Raw genomic sequence first — 17,140 nt, 5'->3', positions numbered from 1 at the left:
GATATGAAAAAATCTAAATTGTTCAAAAAGCAATTAGCAATAGGGTTATTTATATTGCCTTCGTTGATCTTATCGTCTTGTAATAATATAATAAGACCTATTGTAAACCAGTCATCTGAATTAGAAAAAACTGCTCCAAGTTTCGCTAGTTCTTCTGAAGAATATAAGGGTGAAAAAGTGAACAAGGAAAGCTATTATTCTCTTTTATCTTCAAATGATTTAGTTGAAAATTATCAATCATATACAGATCCAAAAACTAAGAGTTTATACGATAGTGTATTTACGAAAAACTTTTATGAACCATCAGCTCTTAAAGAAGGGTTTGTAGGATTTGATCAAAATGTATATGCTAAAAAAGAACAAGCACAAGATTCTTTATATCGAGAAGATAATGTTTTGTTTTATGACGGATCTTTGTTTAATTCTCAAGTTGATTTAACTGCTTATATTGAAACTAAAAAAGATTTGTTATCTGAAGAAGCAGGTAAAATTGTCGTTTTACGAAATAGTGACAATACTAATTCAGAACCTATTAATGTTGATGAATTAAGAAAAAATAGTCAAACAGAACGTTTAAAGCTATTTAATTACATTACGAAAAATTCTAAACTACAGGTTGAAATTAACAAAGGCGATATAACAACTACTATTAATGTAGATCCTTCATTAAATTTAAGTGATACAGTTCAACAAATCAAAAGTAATGTTCCTGCTAAAGATATTCCGGTTCATTATCAAAGAGTAAGCGCTAATAACAACGCTTCACAATATTTTGTAGATACTTCTGAAGATGATAACTATAATTTTTATGGTCCGTTATTATTCCAAGGTAATGCAGATATTAACACGATAACAAATCCAGCTAATTGAACAAAGACTACTACTTTACCAATTGGTTTATATCGTTCTATTTCATCTGATATAGTTACGTCAGGATTTGACTTCTTATTGGGTGAAATTAGCATTGGTGATGAAAAAGAAATTAAAGTATTAAATAGAAACCTTGAAACCAAAGATTTTATTTTTTATTTCCCTTATAGCGAACAAGAATTAAGAACAGCACAGTATTCTAATAATTTAAAACTTAATTTAGCTTGAGCAGATTTCATTTATCAACTAAAAATTCAACAACCTGAACTTTATAAAGGTTTATTAGATACTGTAGCTAAATTTAATAAAGCTAAACGTTTTAGTTCGTTCTATAAAATCCCTATCTTATATTCTTACTTATTAGATAGTTTAATTGCTAATAAGGCAAAAGAACAACTAATTTTCTTATTAAAAGATTTCTTTATTAAGTTATCAGATAAAATTGATAGTACATTACAACTAATTAATAGTTATGCTAAACCAAGTGGTTTCGATATTCTTGCTAATAAAGATTTAAACGGAAACCCATTCTCATTTAAAGTTTATTTTGGTATTGGTAACAACGACTTTGATGTATCAGCTAGTCTTGAAAACTTATTACCAAACTTATATGATCAATTTTCAAATTTAACTATATTTATGACAATGCTAATGTTATCTAATATAGTTGCTGCAACACCAGGTGCGATTTTAAATGAACAAGGTTTAATAGATACAATCAAAGGGATAAATCTATTTGGCGATAAACAAATTCATGAAATTGAAACTAAAATCAAAAATAGTTGACCAGCTCTTTCAGCTATTTGATGATTATTATCATCTCAAAACCTAACTCAAGCATTATTCGTAGCTGGATTTAGTCCAAGTTCATTAATGCAAAATAATCTTGATGAAAATACATTAAGAATTATTAATGCTTTCCAAGATGCTTTTAGCTTAAAATGAATTCGTAACCAATTTTTACAAACTAGTGCTATTGAAACTATTAAAAACGAAATTCCATTAGTTTTAAGAGATGTTCCAACCCAAAGACCAAAAGTAAGAGAACTATTTGCTGATATCCCTAAGAATGTTTTAGAATACTTACAAGGTATTAATGTTGATTTTGGAACAGTTATTTACATTCGTAATTTATACAGAAAAATAAAAGAAGTTCAAAAAACTGATCTTAAAAAAGCTGAAGAATATTTATCTCAAGTAAGTACTTTTGTAAAATCTTTATCAAGTGATCACTATGTTGATTTGTATCTAACTTACATGCAACAGTTTCCTTCTGTAATTAATAACAAACCAGAAGCTAGATCTGCAAGTTTATCACTAAGATCATCAACTAGATTAGTAGAAGATGACTCAGAACAACCCTCAACTAGTAATAGTAATGAAAACGCTAATAAAGTTGTTATTAATAATTCAGAAACATTTTCAACTTCTAAGAAAGCAGGATCTCCTGCAATTCTTCAAAATCCAAAAGAAGTTAATGTTAATGAATTAAGTGCTCTTGAAAAATTACAAAAAGATCAGAAAAAATTACAAACAGTTTTTGTAATTAGTTCAGTACTTGAAGGTTTTGCAACAATTTTAAGTTCTGCTGTAACAGTTAATACTTTAATAAATAGTCCAAGTGTATTAAACCGTACTAAGGATTTAGTTATTGCTGGATTACAAACAGCTGCTTCAACTATTTCTGTTTCTTTATCTTTAGCTGGTGAATTTACTTCATTTATTAAAAAAGGTACTGCAATAGTTGGTGCTTTATCTCCTGTTTTCTATGGATTAACAGTGGCTATGCACATTGCTGTTTTATTGGTAAATGTTTTCTTTCCAACAGAAGAAGAATACTACTACGTGTTCCAAATTGGTCAAGTTCAATATGTATGGACTGGTGGTTATAAGAAAACTTGATTATTAGGTTTAAAAACTTTAAAAGAAAGAACTATTAAAGATATTAAATTAATTAAGCCGATTCAAATCACAAGACCGCAAAACGCATCGTTCTTATACTACAATCAAAAACAATATTCACCAACTGATATTGATAAGATAAAAGATCTGCAAATTACTGAATGGTTAGAAAATAAAAATCTATATGCTATGGATAAAGCTTATATAAATAATGTTAATAAGATTTATTCATTACACAAACCTACAAGAGGTTCAAGTGTTGCTGGTGTTTATGCTTCAAGTAATTTAATTGATCTTTACCAAAACTTATTAGCGACATTACTATCTAATTCATTAATTACTATTCCTCACACTGTATCAACTTCTTTAAATGGTAGCTATATTTCAAATAAAAACAATTTATCAGCAGTTGTTGTAAGAGATGAATTAAACAAAGCCCAAAATTGAACACTAGTTCAAGTTCCGAGTAATGAAGCTGGTGGTTATTTATATCAACCTAGTAAGAACATTAAAATCACTGAAATCGTTAGCTATGATCCTGAAACTAAAATTGGTGTAGCTAAAGGAATGGGTAAATTTGGTTTAAATTCAACAGAATTTATTTTCTATAACAACAATGATGCTTCAGCAAGTCACGATACATTAAAAGCTAAATTCAACGAATTGCTAAAAGCTAGAAAAACTGTTTATTTAGATTCTGTAGGTTCTAGAACAAAATTAATTTATCGTTCAGAATTGTTCAGTGTATTTGATCAAAAACTTAAAAAAACTATCTTCTTCTTATCATTAAGAGATGCTCATAACTACATCGACCAATGAATGTAAGATAAAAATTATATGCTATATACTTTAAATATTTCGTTAAATATTTTATAATCTTAGATTATCAAGACTATGGCGGATCAACCTATGAATAACAAAGCTAAATTAGCTAAGCTAGCTAAATTAAAAAAGAGTCTATCAATCAGAATGAAAAAGCAATTACTATATGGTGCTGTTGCTTTTGCTTCTGCTGGTTTAATTTCAGGTATTATCGGAGCTTCAATAAGCGCAACAATTGATTCTGATAACAAACTAACTTCGATAATTCAATCTAATTCGAACCTAGTTACTTCTACGAATGAAGGTTTTAATGACAAGATCGATCCAAGAAAACCTAATCCTGATTTAAATAAATTTATTGGGGATTTGTCTGCTAGTTATGCTGATCGTGAAAAAGGGATTGTTGATCTGACAAGTAACCAAATTAAGCCGTTTGATCAAAATAAATTAAGTGATGCTTATATTGGCGCTAACGGTGAATTATTAACTAACGAGCAAGCTGCTGCTAGTTTATTACCAGAATATAAACTAATCAAAAAATACGCTTATGGTAGCGGTGATAAATTATATGATTCTTTAGATGAATTAAAGAATAATTTCTGGAACAATATTAGCGAAAATTCAATAGCTTATTATGTTTTTAAGGATAAAAACGGTCAAAATCATTACTTCAATCCATTAAATAAAAACGATATTAATAAGTTTAAAGAGTTCGTAATTAACCAAGCAATTAATGGTGATGATAAGTTCTCATTAGATTACTACATTCCATATAGCAATGATAAAAATAACTCAACTTACGTTTCGTTAAGTAAATCATCTGCTGTTTTCAGTGATCAAGGTAATTTTACATTAAGTTCTGATGCTAATTTAGGTAGAGCTTTCGACCAAAAAATTAATCAATTGTTTAATCAAAAAACAAATGATATCTTTAGTCAGTCTTCATTTTTACCAACAATTAGCTTACCAAAAACAGCAATCGACGTTCAACAACGTTCAGGTATTTATTTAGATTACCCAACTGCTCCTAATTATGGGTTTGATAAATACTTCGGAATTGGGTTTAAAGATCAAAATCAGGATTGAAACAATGTAAGTATTTCTGATAAATTAGTAGTTAATCAAGGTTTTAGTGTTAATGATCTGATCGCTAACTTACAAAAAATATCTTCACCTGATTTTGTTAGTAAAAACTTTGATTCAGTTCAATTAAATTCTAGATATCAAAGAAATAATCAAGGTTCAATCATCCCTTCAACTACCTCATTAGATAGTTCAGTAAGTAATTATGGTTTAGGACTTAACCAAGAGCAAGATAATTTAAAACCTTTAATTGCTAATTATGAATCAATAGGGCGTAATAAATCTGATACTGAAGTTGCTAAACTATTAGATAAAGAATTTTTAAAAACTCACGCATATATTAAAAACCGTTCATTTGTTACTAAAGATGGTGTTGAACTATTTGGTAAAAATATCGGATTAATCTATAAGGGTAACTTATACGGTTATACCGTTCATGGTGATCCATATATTGCCAAGGATAACTATAACGGAAGTCATACAAATAAAGTATTTATTTACCACGACACATTTAGTAATAATTCTTGATGATTAAATGCTGGTAATTTTAATAAAGACGGCTTTATTCAAAACTCGCCTTACTACTTTGGATTTGGTAATTTAGAAAATGCTAACAAAGTTTATGGAACATATCCAGAAAGTGTTGGTATTAGTAACGATACCCTTCATGTAGGTGCTGATATTTTTGATCTAACTACTAATAGAAGAAATGCTGCTGGTCTTGTTGCTGATATTAAAAATCCGGGTAGAAGATGAGATTCTTGAGCTTCTAAATTAACATTCTTACCAGGTTATTGAGAATCTTATAGAATTTCAGCTGAAAACAGAAAACTTTACTTAAATGTTGATGTTGATTGAAAATTAGATAATCAAGCTATTACTAACAAAGAAGAATTCATTAGAAAAATATCTGAAAAATTTGGTTTAAACTATTCTGGTAATAATAATTTTGCTATTAACCCTAATTCAGAATTCTATAAATCTTATTTAAGTCAATCTTATATTAATGGAGCTTCTACTTATGCTATCCTATCAGGCTTGAGTAATTTCAGTTCATTAAACAAAATATTAGATGAAAACTTCTTAAATGTTGCTAAATCTCAAGTTAATAAGTTTGCTCAATTCTATGACAAAACTGTAGCTACATTCAGTTTAGGTAACGGTCGTGATAACCGCTTTGTTGATTATGTAAATACGTTTAATGATTTATTGCAAGCTAATTCGAATTTAAGTTACAATTCAATCAACTTATCAAGCGCTTACAACACTAACTTCTTAACTCAACATGTATTTTATGCTAAAGACATCAAACCAGTTCTTACATATGGAACTAACAAGCAACCTTTATTTGAAATTGATTTAAGTTCTGATAAAAAGAATTTATTAATTCAAAGTCTAGGATCTAACCAAAACAACTTTAAACAAGCGTTATTATCTACATTAACTCGCTTACCTTTAGATCAGTTACACAATTCTTTAACTAATTTATCGAATCACTACAAAGTTGATGGTATTGATTTATCTGCTTATAGTTATGATCTAAAATATCAAAAATACTTGGAACTTAATTCGAATAACAACCAAGTTGAATTAAAAGCGGAATATCAAACTAATAACAAAATTAATCTACCTATCTTACCTAAAGGTATTGATCAAGATCAATTCGCAACTTTGGTAACTGATAACAATACTTGATTCCCAATCACTTATATGTGGAAATTTTACCAAGAAGCGCTTAGTAGATTATCTAGCGATTCGATAACTAAGAGTGGTGATCAAATTGTTACTGATCCAAACAACCTTCTAGTTTTACAAGGTGGCATTAATACATTTACTGAATTAAGATATGGTAAGTATTACGATATAACTGGAACTGATATCAATCTATCGATTGATGGTTCTTCTGACAAACACAGTTTATTCTTTGATTCAATTCAAAGCCGAGAATTAACAAAATACTTTATTGGTCAGTTTTCAAATAAAGCAAATGTTGATAATAACTACGAAATCGTTTTGTATTACAACAATGCTACTAACCAAAAACTAGGTTTAGTTAGAGGAAATTACAAGAACCTTTCAAGACTTGAAAAAGAAGCTAAAAATAGAGCATTAATCGAACTTAAACCTAAAGTTGATGAAAACTACAAATTCTACATCGACCAAAATACAACAACTAAAATTAAAAATACTGTATTTACTTTATACCCACTTAAATTACAAGACGGAAGAACATTATACTTTGACTCACTAGACCATTTAAAGGCTTATAGAGGTTAATAAAAAAATAAAAAGAACGTTATCATTTTTAGTTTGATAACGTTTTTTTTGTGCTTTATTTTAAATAAATTTATAATAAATCACGTTAGTTTAGGTTTAGTTGACTATTATAATAAAATTGTGTAATTAGGTATTTTATAAAAAGTGAAATCAAAAAAAGTTAATAAAGAAAATGAAGAAATAGCTATTGAAGAACAAGAAGTTCAAAGTAGCGAAGTAGAACAAGAAGAAGTAAGTTCTGATTTTGAAAAAGATAAAATAAGAAGAAGAATTGGCATTCTACCGATCATCTTATCAATTACAGGGATAATAGCTGTATGGATTGGTGCATGATTAATTTCTTACGTGATTGGTTCGATTACTCAAAGAGTTCTTGACCTAACAGAAGTTAATGGTGCTGAGATGTCTAATTTCGGTGAGATTTTCAAAAATGAGCTTACCAAAATTTCGTATGTAATGCTGGCTTTTGGCAGCATCCTGATAATTGCTGGAATCGCCTTATTAGTTGTATCTATTATCCTAGTTATTAAAGACTTCAAAAATAGAAACAAAAAACTTGAGTTATTCTTTATCAAATATCAAGAAATGTTAGAAGAATCAGAACAATTCAATTTAAAACTAGATAACTTAAATAGAACTAATCAGGAAAATCTCAATAAAATTAATTTATTAAATCAAGAAATAGCAAACTTAAGAAAAAATAACAATAACTCACTAGCTATTATTCAACAACAAAAAACAATAGAAAAAGTTGCTCCTAAACCTCAACAAGTACCTCAACCTCAACAACCTAAACCATTAATCAATAACAACCCTCAAATTAATAAAACGCAACAAAATCAGCAAGTTCTTAAAAAAACAGTTGTAACAACTACCCAAACTTTAATAAAAAATATTGAACCTAAACGCGTTCAAATTACAGCAGGACCTACTCATCCAGCCACTAAACGCAGTTTAATAAATCAACCATCATCACCAACAAAGAGATAAAACAAAAAAGTTAAATAAAATCTGATTCTTAAATAAATCAGATTTTATTTTTATTTATAAGCAATAACTCTACTTTAAACATTTTGTTATCTTTATTAGACTAACAATTATGAATATTTCTATATTTACAAATAAATGCTTAATTTTGTTTGTTAGTATATTAAAATTTATATATGGATAGTTGCTTTAAGATAATAATTATTAAAACCAAAATCTTTTAGAATAGCCCTTTTAGTTGTAATAATTATTATATTCGGTTAGAATTTATAAGATATAAATAACTAACAAGCCTATATTGAAATGTTGGGTGAGATCCAACATTTCACTAAAATGTGAAGATTGATCACGATGAGCTTATTAGTAGATATCTAAATGTCTGTTAAAAAACTATCAATTAATTTAGATAAGATTAAAAGATTATTTAAGATACCAGACAACAATACATTTTATGAATTAAAATCTGATGTTGTCTCGATAAAACAAAATGTAAAAATGGTTTTGTTTTATCGATCGCTAATCTTTTTAGTATTATTTGCGTTCAGTGTTGGATTTATAATGGCTCCTGACCGATTGTTCTTGGTAAATTACATGCCAATTAGATCAACTATGGATGCAACTAAGCCGATAATGACCACGCTTGATCCTAATCGTTATCCGATTACGGCTTTATTTCAATTCCAAAATCCGACATATCAAAGTATTAACTTCTTTATCCTATTAAGGCTTATAGGGTTATATTTAGTTTTTATTACATCACTTTGATGAAACTACCAAAACGTAAGTTCAATTAATCACAGAATCAAACTTTATTCAATTTGATTCTCAATATATTTATCATTCAGTATTATTAGTGGTGCATTACTTTTAGGATGAATTAACAACAAAGCAAGCTTATCATCTGTATTAGGAGTATGTTCATTAAATATATTATTGGTAATTCTGAACTATGTATATTGAATAGTTGGATACATTTTAAATAAAAAGATTCAACCAATCAGCACTAAAAATCTTTACTTCATTCTTATTTCTTATAGTGCTAAATTACTAAGTTGAATTATTTTATTTATTTTCTTGGATCAACTTATTAAAGGTAGTAAAGATGCTAATATCATCTTTAATGACAACAAAGTTATTAATTTCATTAACTCATTAACATCAGGATTGTTCCCTGAAAGAGTTTTATTGTTATTCGTTTTAATAACTTTATCAATCGCATTATTTATTACTTCTAACTTATATACATTACTTAACCTAAGATTAATTTTTGTTAAATTAATTAATGACGATTTAAAAAATAAGGCTTATGGAACAATGGGCTTTTGTTTCGTAATCCTTACAACATTAGTGTTTGGTATTATCAAAATATTAGCATTAGGTAAATATCCAAATACCGATGTTATTGATACGCCAAAAATTGATTTATCAACTGATTGATTCTGAGTAGTTGGTGTATTGTTATTCTTAGTTTATTGAGGTGTTTACTTCTTTGTTATTAGAAGAAACAAAACTCCTGTTGTTAATAATATTTACCATTCAGGTTCTTTATTATTATTTTGAGCAGTTTTTTTATCATCTGATTTCGATAGAACCAACTTCAATACAGCTAATGCATACACAGGATTATTAATAATTACTTTAATTACCTTATTAGTTATCTTGACTTACTTAATAAGTTCTAATAAGCAATCAGCTGGTATCATAATCGGTTTAAGTTTAGTATCAATCTTTATTGTGGCTAGTGTATTTTTAATTACATTCAATAACACATTAACTAACAATCAAAACTTTACTTTAAACTCATTAAATTCAGATCTAACAATTAACCAAATCTTATATGCGTTACTTATAGTTGTTTTAAGTATTAACTTTATATATGTAATAGCAAGTATTTACTTCATATACTTCTTTGTTAATAAGAGTAATATCTTTAATAACAAACCAAAAATAAAATCAGAAAATACTAAAGAATCAAAAATCGACCAACAAACAACAGATCAAGATAGTTCAACAAAAACAGTGCCACAGCAACAAGAAGAACTAAATCAAGAAATAAATAATTACTCAGGAGTTAATTCATAATGAAAAACAAAAATAAAAAAACAGATCAAATTCAAGAAGATCTTGTACAAACAAATTATCCTTCATTAGTTCAACACAAGGATTTTGTAGAATTCTCGCAATTATTTAACACATCATTATTGCAAACTAATACATCTGAAAATTCAGTTCAAGCTAAAACCTTTATTGAAAAAATTAAAGATGCAATTACCAATCGTTGAGAAATTGTTTTTGATGATCTAATTATTTCTTGAACACGCAATGCTCGTTTTTCTTGAAGTAAATTAGTTCCAATTGTTACTACAGCTGAATCTTCTCAATCAGATGCAGTGAATCTAAGATCAACTTTAGAAAATGATGAAGAATTAAGAATTCTTGTGGAAAGATTTAATTTATTGTTAAATAATCAGTTATTCGATGAAAACAAGATTGTAGAAGTTGTTGATGGAATTATTATTTACCGTTCTCCAGAAACCAACCAATTAAAGGTTGTTTTCTCTCAAGGAATCATTAACGCTTAGTTCATTATGGACATTAAAAAACTCGAACGGAAACAAGCTAGTTTAAAAAATATTCATACCTTAGTTGAATCTAAACGTGACGTTACTCTAATTAAGATTTTTAAATTATCTAAGCGATTTGAACATTTTTATAAAAGAGCTATCGATTCCAAAACATTACTAGACATCTTGCATAAAAAATACAACCTAAAAAACCCTTTTTATGAAGATAGTTCTTTATTAGCTAAGAACAAATTCATTAACTTAACTTTAGATAAAGTTGAAGACATGTTCTTTGTAAGTAAAAAGCGTTTGTGAATTTATGTAACTGAAACACAAAACGCAGCTGCTGATAACTACTCAAGATATGATAGAGCAATCCTAAAACAAGAAGATGTTCATAATGATCAATTTATTACGATTGGTGAACATGCTAAAAGTTTTTGTGAAAAAAATAAATTAGAAGTAGTTCAACACTATAAAGAAAATGATTTTAAAGAATTAAGTAAAACGATACCAGAAATCATTCGTCTAAAAATTGAATCAGGTGATATTATCGATATTAATTTCGTAATTAATTCAAATAAGATTAAAAATAAATTCTTGAAGATCTTACCGATTAAGGAGTTCGAACTTGATACTTCTTATTATGAAAAAGCTGAAACATTATTAGTAGAAGATATCGATAAGTACAAATTGTATAACAATTTACAAGAATTCATCGTTAATGAAATTAATTCTTATCTAAGAAATGTTGTTACTTCTTTATTAGTAGAATCATCATTAATTATTGCTAAAAACAATCTTGTAAAATACAACAAAACAATTAGTGATCTTGATGAAACATTGATTAATCTAAGGCGTGAAATCTTGAAGCAAAAACGTGAGATTGAAATTCAAGAATTACAAATGCTTACAAGAAGTAACGAATCAATGGTTAAAATGGATTCGTCAAACGATGGGGATATGGAATAGATATGGCAAAACAAAATTTTAAAACAGCTCCATCTGAAATTGAATTCATTCGATTTAACAATAAATTCTTAACTTATAAACAAGGATATTTCTTGCTTAATGTTAATCAGATAGATGAATGAGAACTGATTCAAGATAATTCTCTAATCAGTATGGAAAATGTCTTTTTCAAAATTTATGACCCAATTGAAGAAGATGAAGATTATTACATTATTAGAAGTTCATTTATTAAGATTGAAAATAATAAGGTAACTATCTATAGTGATGAAAAATTCACCCCTTTCAAACTTGATTACAAATTTAAAGTTAAAAAATATGATGATAAAATAAATGAATTTAATAAAAAATTATCATATTATGAATCTAAAATTAATTTAGGTTTAAGCTTCCAAGAATTGATTGATTATAATGCGGTAAGGAAAGAAAAAAACTACTATTCCTTAATTCGTAACTTTAACCTAGTAGAGAAAAAGGTTGAAAAAAATGAAAAATAAAACCAATTTAAAAAGATTGATTTATTTAAAATTCGGATTATTAGTTCCTACTCTATTCGTTTCAACGCTTGGGGGTGTAGTTAGCAACAACACTAAACACACCGATTTTAATTTAATCAAACACGATATTACATTAGATCCTAATGTTCCTACTATTCCCAATCCTGATGATGTTGTAGAAAAACAACCTGGTTCAGAAAATGCTGACAACCCACAAGAACAACCGAGAATGCCAGCTAATCTTGAAGAACTTAAGAAAAGTATTGATCAAAAAATATCTGGAAAAATCGGTGAGTTTATTGACGGATTAGCTAAAGCGATTGAAGATAGAATCAACGCTGTTAAGAATAATACATCGTTTAGTTTCCAAGAAAAGTTTAATAGAAATCTTTATTACTCATTAGTTCAAGCTTTTTTCCAAAGTAATAAAGAAATGATTAAAAGTGATCCTTCTAAGTATGGTCTAGATATCGTTTTTCCGTATGTTTTATCAAATGATGCAACATTTCATAAAGGAACAATCGTATTCAACAATAAAACATATGATAACAAAATCTGAGGATCAGTAGCTAATAAAACAGACTATAAAAAACAAATTACGGGTGAAGGCAACTCAATAACCCCTGATTCAGACGCTTCTAAAGCAACAACGCAAAACACAACTTCTCAAGAAGAAGGGGATATGACTTTAAAAACATATTTTGATGCTTTATCTAAAGAAACCTCTAAGATCTTCTTTAACGATGATGACTTACCAGAAGTTGATAAAGACTATGAAGTAACTGGTAAAGTAGTTGATTCTAAAGGTGGTGTTTTCTCAGATGCTCCAAAGAACTTTAAAAGTTGAGATGAATACATTATCAGTAAAATCAGACCTAGATTTATTGATTTTGACTTAGAACAAAATAAGGATCCAGCTCAGCAAGAAGAAATGAATCAACAACAACCTCCTGCTGTTGAAAACATTCTACCTCCTTCAGTTCCAGTAGATGGTGAACCTGTTCCAACTAATCCTAAAGAATTGATTGAAAACATCCCTAGATACACACCTAAAGTAAGAGGATTATATTCAACTTTATCTGCTAGCGCTTTTTTAAATAGATTTAATTCGTTTAATCGTAATAATAAATCAAGCAACTTCTTCTATTTTGAAAACCCAATTAATACTAGATTTAAATACGAAGTAACCGGATTATCAATGGATAATAGATCGTTATCTGCAACTGTTAAAATCCAAGATGCAGTAAAACCTGAAGTAACTGCTACATATACTAAAAAACTAGACACAATAAATTTATCTGGTGATTTGCAGAAGATTAATGAAAACAAAGAATTAGCATATCCAGTAATTCAGGAAACATTCCTTAGATTTTATAAATCAGTAGGTCTAGATGCAAAATTAAATTACGGTGATGCAACTAAACTATATGTTGAACCTCAAACAATTTTTCAAATGGTTTATCTAGCAATGAAATCAATTGAGAAAAGAGAGTTTAAAAACGACTTTAACATCATCTTAAGTAGAAGCATAGGTTTTAGTGCAGAACAAGCAACAAGCTATTTCCTTAACTTTTTAAGAAATCAAGTTGTTAATAGACAATTCTTATACTGACAACAGATAAGTGAGATGTATAAACGAATCTTTGTTGCTTTTATTAGAGACTTTAACAAAGAAGAATTAAAACCTAAATTATTAGAATTACTAAAAGAAAACAAAGTAACGCCTGATAAATTTAACCAATCATTCGCAGAAGCTAGAAGAAGATTATTAAAATTAGATTCTTTAGCTAAACAAACATTAGGTTCGCCGATTAATCATTTCAACAATTTAGTTACTGAAATTATTCAATTAAACAATATCTTAAAACCTTTTAACTTAGTTTATGATAAGATTTCAGATCAAAATAAAAATAATGCTGATGGCGAAAAAGATTTAACAGCTGCTCTTAAATCATTCTCTAGAGATATTGATAACATTCTAATAGATTCAAAAGCGCGAACTAATCCATTCTTAATTATTCTTGTTATCTTCTTAGCATTAATATCTATTTCTTTATACGGGTTTTATTTCATGCAACTAGCATTTAATAAAACAAGACAAATCAATAAATTAAATAAACCTTTAATCATTACTGTTTTAACAATTGCATCAATTGCTTTAGTTTCAACCTTACTGATTGCATTAAAAATAATTGGAGTATTTTAATTAATATAAATGTTATGAATCCTAAAATAATTGCTGCTTTAGATTATGTTATTCAAGTTGAAGGTCAATTTGAATACCAACAAAACCAAGTATTTACTATTAAAAACAAACCAGATTTTAGAGCAATGGTAATTAGTGCTACTAAAAACACTGCTTTCTTAATCGTTGATGTAAGTAATGCTAACTTTGAAATTGGTGATGAAATCATCCCAACAACCCACGATACCAATGTAAGAACTACAAAACAATACTTTGGTAATATTATTGATATTGACGGAAACATTTTATACCCTAAAAAGTATAAGCCTGAGTTTGCTGCTAACTCTTTATCATCTAATGCGTTTTCTACTTCTAGAAACCTTTTAGAAGTTAATCGTTTAAATGAACAACTATACACAGGGATTATGGCGATTGACCTATTAATTCCTATTGGTAAAGGTCAAAGAGAATTAATTATTGGTGACAGGGGTACTGGTAAAACTCACATGGCACTTAATGCCATTATCAACCAAACAATTCGTAAGACTAATGTTAAATGTATTTATGTTTCAATTGGTCAAAAACGCCAAAACGTTGCTGATGTTTATGAGACACTTAAAAAACATGGCGCTTTAGAAAATACGATTATTATCGATGCTCCTGCTACGAATTCTTATCACCAATATTTAGCTCCTTATGTAGCTATGGCGCACGCTGAAAACATTTCACACTTCCAAGATGTCTTAGTAATATTTGACGATTTATCTAAACATGCCAACATTTATCGTGAAATGTCATTATTAGTTAACCGTCCAGTAGGTAAAGAAGCTTTCCCTGGAGATATCTTCTTTAGCCATGCTTCAGTTCTTGAAAGAGCAGGTAAATTTGCTGACCGTAAATCAATTACTTGTTTACCAATTGTTAAAACAGTTAACAACGATATTACTTCATTAATTGCTTCTAACTTAATTTCAATTACTGACGGACAGATCGTAACTAATACTGATTTATTTGCTAACGGGATCTTACCAGCGATCAACATTGATTTATCAGTATCTCGTACGGGTAGTGCAGTACAATCTAGAGTTATTGCTAAAGTCGCTTCACAAATCAACAAGAAATACCGTGCTTATAAACGTCAAAGTAAATTATGAACTCTTAAGTATGATTTAAACGAAGAAACAGCTGATTTAATTAGTAAAGGTAAAGCGATTGAACAACTGTTTATTCAAAAAGGGTTCTCTCCATATACTGAACGTTTCATGTTATTAATTACCAAGTTAATCATCTGAGGAACACTTAGAAAAGTTGGTAACAAAGAACAAGAAGCATTATCATTTATTAATGCTTTAATTGATACTGATCCAATTGCTAAATGAATTTATGAACATCTAGAATCAGGACAAGACTTCAACGAAGAATTAATGCGTAATTTCTTTGAGTATTCATTATCACAATACTTCAAGTACAGAGAATACGATTTCGAAATGCAAGTAGATAAGAAGTTTATTGATTTCAAACCAGAAGAATTACAAGCGATTGTAGATAACATGAAAGGTGTTTTATAATGATTGGACATATTACTAAAATTTGAAACAACGTTGTTGAAGCAACATTCAAAAAAGAAGAATTACCTAAAGTAGATTACGTATTAACTTTACACAACAATACTTGCGTGTTATTGGTAAAAAGAATTATTGATGATACTAGTGTAAGAGCTATTGTTATTTATCAAAAACAAAATATTAAAGTAGGTGATGAAGTAGTTAATACTAATGACACCTTAAAAGTTCCTGTAGGTCAAAACGCTAAGAATAATATCTATGATATTTCAGGTGTTCCTTTATTAAGTGAGAGAGCTAAGAATATTAAATATATTCAAATGAACTCAACCATTAAGAAGGAAAAGAAGATTTATTCTAAACATGAGATTTTAGAAACAGGAATTAAAGCAATTGATTTCTTCATGCCGATCTTAAAAGGACACAACTTAGGAATTCTAGGTGGTGCTGGGGTTGGTAAAACTGTATTGATGAAAGAGATCATCTTTAACTCATCTAAATCAAATAAAACTAAAAAGAACTCATCTATCTTTATTGGTTCAGGTGAACGTAGCCGTGAAGGGGTTGAATTATACCAAGAATTAGAACAATCTAACTTGATGAAAGATTCTATGATGTTTATCTCTAAAATGGATGAATCACCAGGTGCTAGAATGTCGATCGTTCCTTATGGAATTACGGCTGCTGAATATTTAAGAGATGTTGAAAAAGAAGATGTTTTATTATTCATCGATAATATCTTCAGATTTATTCAAGCTGGTAACGAAGTGGCTCCAGCTTTAAATAAAAAACCAATTACTGGAGGTTACCAAGCAACATTAGATACAGAAGTATCAAATGTTGAAGACCGTTTATACGCAACAGAAGACGGATCAATTACTTCATTCCAAACATTATTCTTACCAATGGACGATTTAGCTGACCCTTCTGCTGTATCAATCTTTAGTAACCTTGACGGTTCATTAGTATTATCACGTGAACAAACATCAAAAAATATCTTCCCAGCTTTTGACCCGTTAGCTTCTTCATCTTCATCAGTATCTCCAGACATCATTGGTCAAAGACACTATGATGCGATCATTGAAGTTAAAAGTATCTTGCAAAAATACCACGATCTAGAAGACGTTATTCTTATCTTAGGTATTGATGAACTTGATAAGGATAATAAGATCATCGTTAAGAAAGCATTACAATTACAAAACTTTTTTACCCAAAACTTCTTCGTAGCTGAAGCATTTACTAAAGCTAAAGGTGTTTATGTTCCATTACAAGATACTCTAGAATCAGTTATCAGAATTATTGAAGGTAAATACTTAAATCAATCACCTGAAATTTTCTCATTCATCGGTTCTAATTTAGATATTCCAACTGATGAAGAATTAAATCTAAATAAAGTTGATCTTTAAAATAATTAAAGATCAA

General features: G+C 28.5%; 10 protein-coding genes. All 10 read left to right on the top strand.

The window, feature by feature from the left end:
- The first annotated feature begins 3 nt into the window (after positions 1 to 3).
- Entirely contained in the window at positions 4 to 3,597 is a 3,594-nt protein-coding gene (locus NMG77_RS03695; RefSeq protein WP_255045811.1) for a hypothetical protein, read from the top strand.
- Between the two features lie 69 nt (positions 3,598 to 3,666).
- Positions 3,667 to 6,954 (top strand): hypothetical protein, encoded by a 3,288-nt coding sequence (locus NMG77_RS03690; RefSeq protein ID WP_255045810.1) that lies wholly within the window; start codon positions 3,667 to 3,669, stop codon positions 6,952 to 6,954.
- A 144-nt stretch (positions 6,955 to 7,098) separates the two neighbouring features.
- Positions 7,099 to 7,944, top strand: a complete 846-nt coding sequence (locus NMG77_RS03685; protein ID WP_255045809.1) for a hypothetical protein — start codon at positions 7,099 to 7,101, stop codon at positions 7,942 to 7,944.
- 372 nt (positions 7,945 to 8,316) lie between these two features.
- The gene (locus NMG77_RS03680) at positions 8,317 to 10,023 is read left to right on the top strand and encodes an MSC_0624 family F1-like ATPase-associated membrane protein (protein ID WP_255034625.1); all 1,707 of its coding nucleotides are present in this window, start codon (positions 8,317 to 8,319) and stop codon (positions 10,021 to 10,023) included.
- Positions 10,023 to 10,523 (top strand): DUF2714 domain-containing protein, encoded by a 501-nt coding sequence (locus tag NMG77_RS03675; RefSeq protein ID WP_255034624.1) that lies wholly within the window; start codon positions 10,023 to 10,025, stop codon positions 10,521 to 10,523. Before NMG77_RS03680 ends, NMG77_RS03675 begins: the two co-directional genes overlap by 1 nt.
- Before the next feature lie 6 nt (positions 10,524 to 10,529).
- Complete coding sequence (locus NMG77_RS03670; protein ID WP_255034623.1) at positions 10,530 to 11,477, top strand: MSC_0622 family F1-like ATPase gamma subunit; 948 nt, start codon at positions 10,530 to 10,532, stop codon at positions 11,475 to 11,477.
- Between the two features lie 2 nt (positions 11,478 to 11,479).
- Positions 11,480 to 11,971, top strand: a complete 492-nt coding sequence (locus NMG77_RS03665) for an MSC_0621 family F1-like ATPase epsilon subunit (RefSeq protein ID WP_255034622.1) — start codon at positions 11,480 to 11,482, stop codon at positions 11,969 to 11,971.
- Positions 11,961 to 14,177 (top strand): MSC_0620 family F1-like ATPase-associated subunit, encoded by a 2,217-nt coding sequence (locus NMG77_RS03660; protein WP_255045808.1) that lies wholly within the window; start codon positions 11,961 to 11,963, stop codon positions 14,175 to 14,177. The genes NMG77_RS03665 and NMG77_RS03660 overlap by 11 nt, the downstream gene beginning before the upstream one ends.
- Before the next feature lie 14 nt (positions 14,178 to 14,191).
- Positions 14,192 to 15,724: an MSC_0619 family F1-like ATPase alpha subunit gene (locus NMG77_RS03655; RefSeq protein ID WP_255034620.1), complete on the top strand. Its 1,533-nt coding sequence runs from the start codon at positions 14,192 to 14,194 to the stop codon at positions 15,722 to 15,724.
- Positions 15,724 to 17,124 (top strand): MSC_0618 family F1-like ATPase beta subunit, encoded by a 1,401-nt coding sequence (locus tag NMG77_RS03650; RefSeq protein ID WP_255034619.1) that lies wholly within the window; start codon positions 15,724 to 15,726, stop codon positions 17,122 to 17,124. The genes NMG77_RS03655 and NMG77_RS03650 overlap by 1 nt, the downstream gene beginning before the upstream one ends.
- Positions 17,125 to 17,140 lie beyond the last annotated feature (16 nt).

Source organism: Mycoplasma bradburyae, assembly GCF_024339025.1.
Classification (GTDB): Bacteria; Bacillota_I; Bacilli_A; order Mycoplasmatales; family Mycoplasmoidaceae; genus Mycoplasmoides; species Mycoplasmoides bradburyae.
This window is presented reverse-complemented; position numbering and strand designations above follow the sequence as displayed.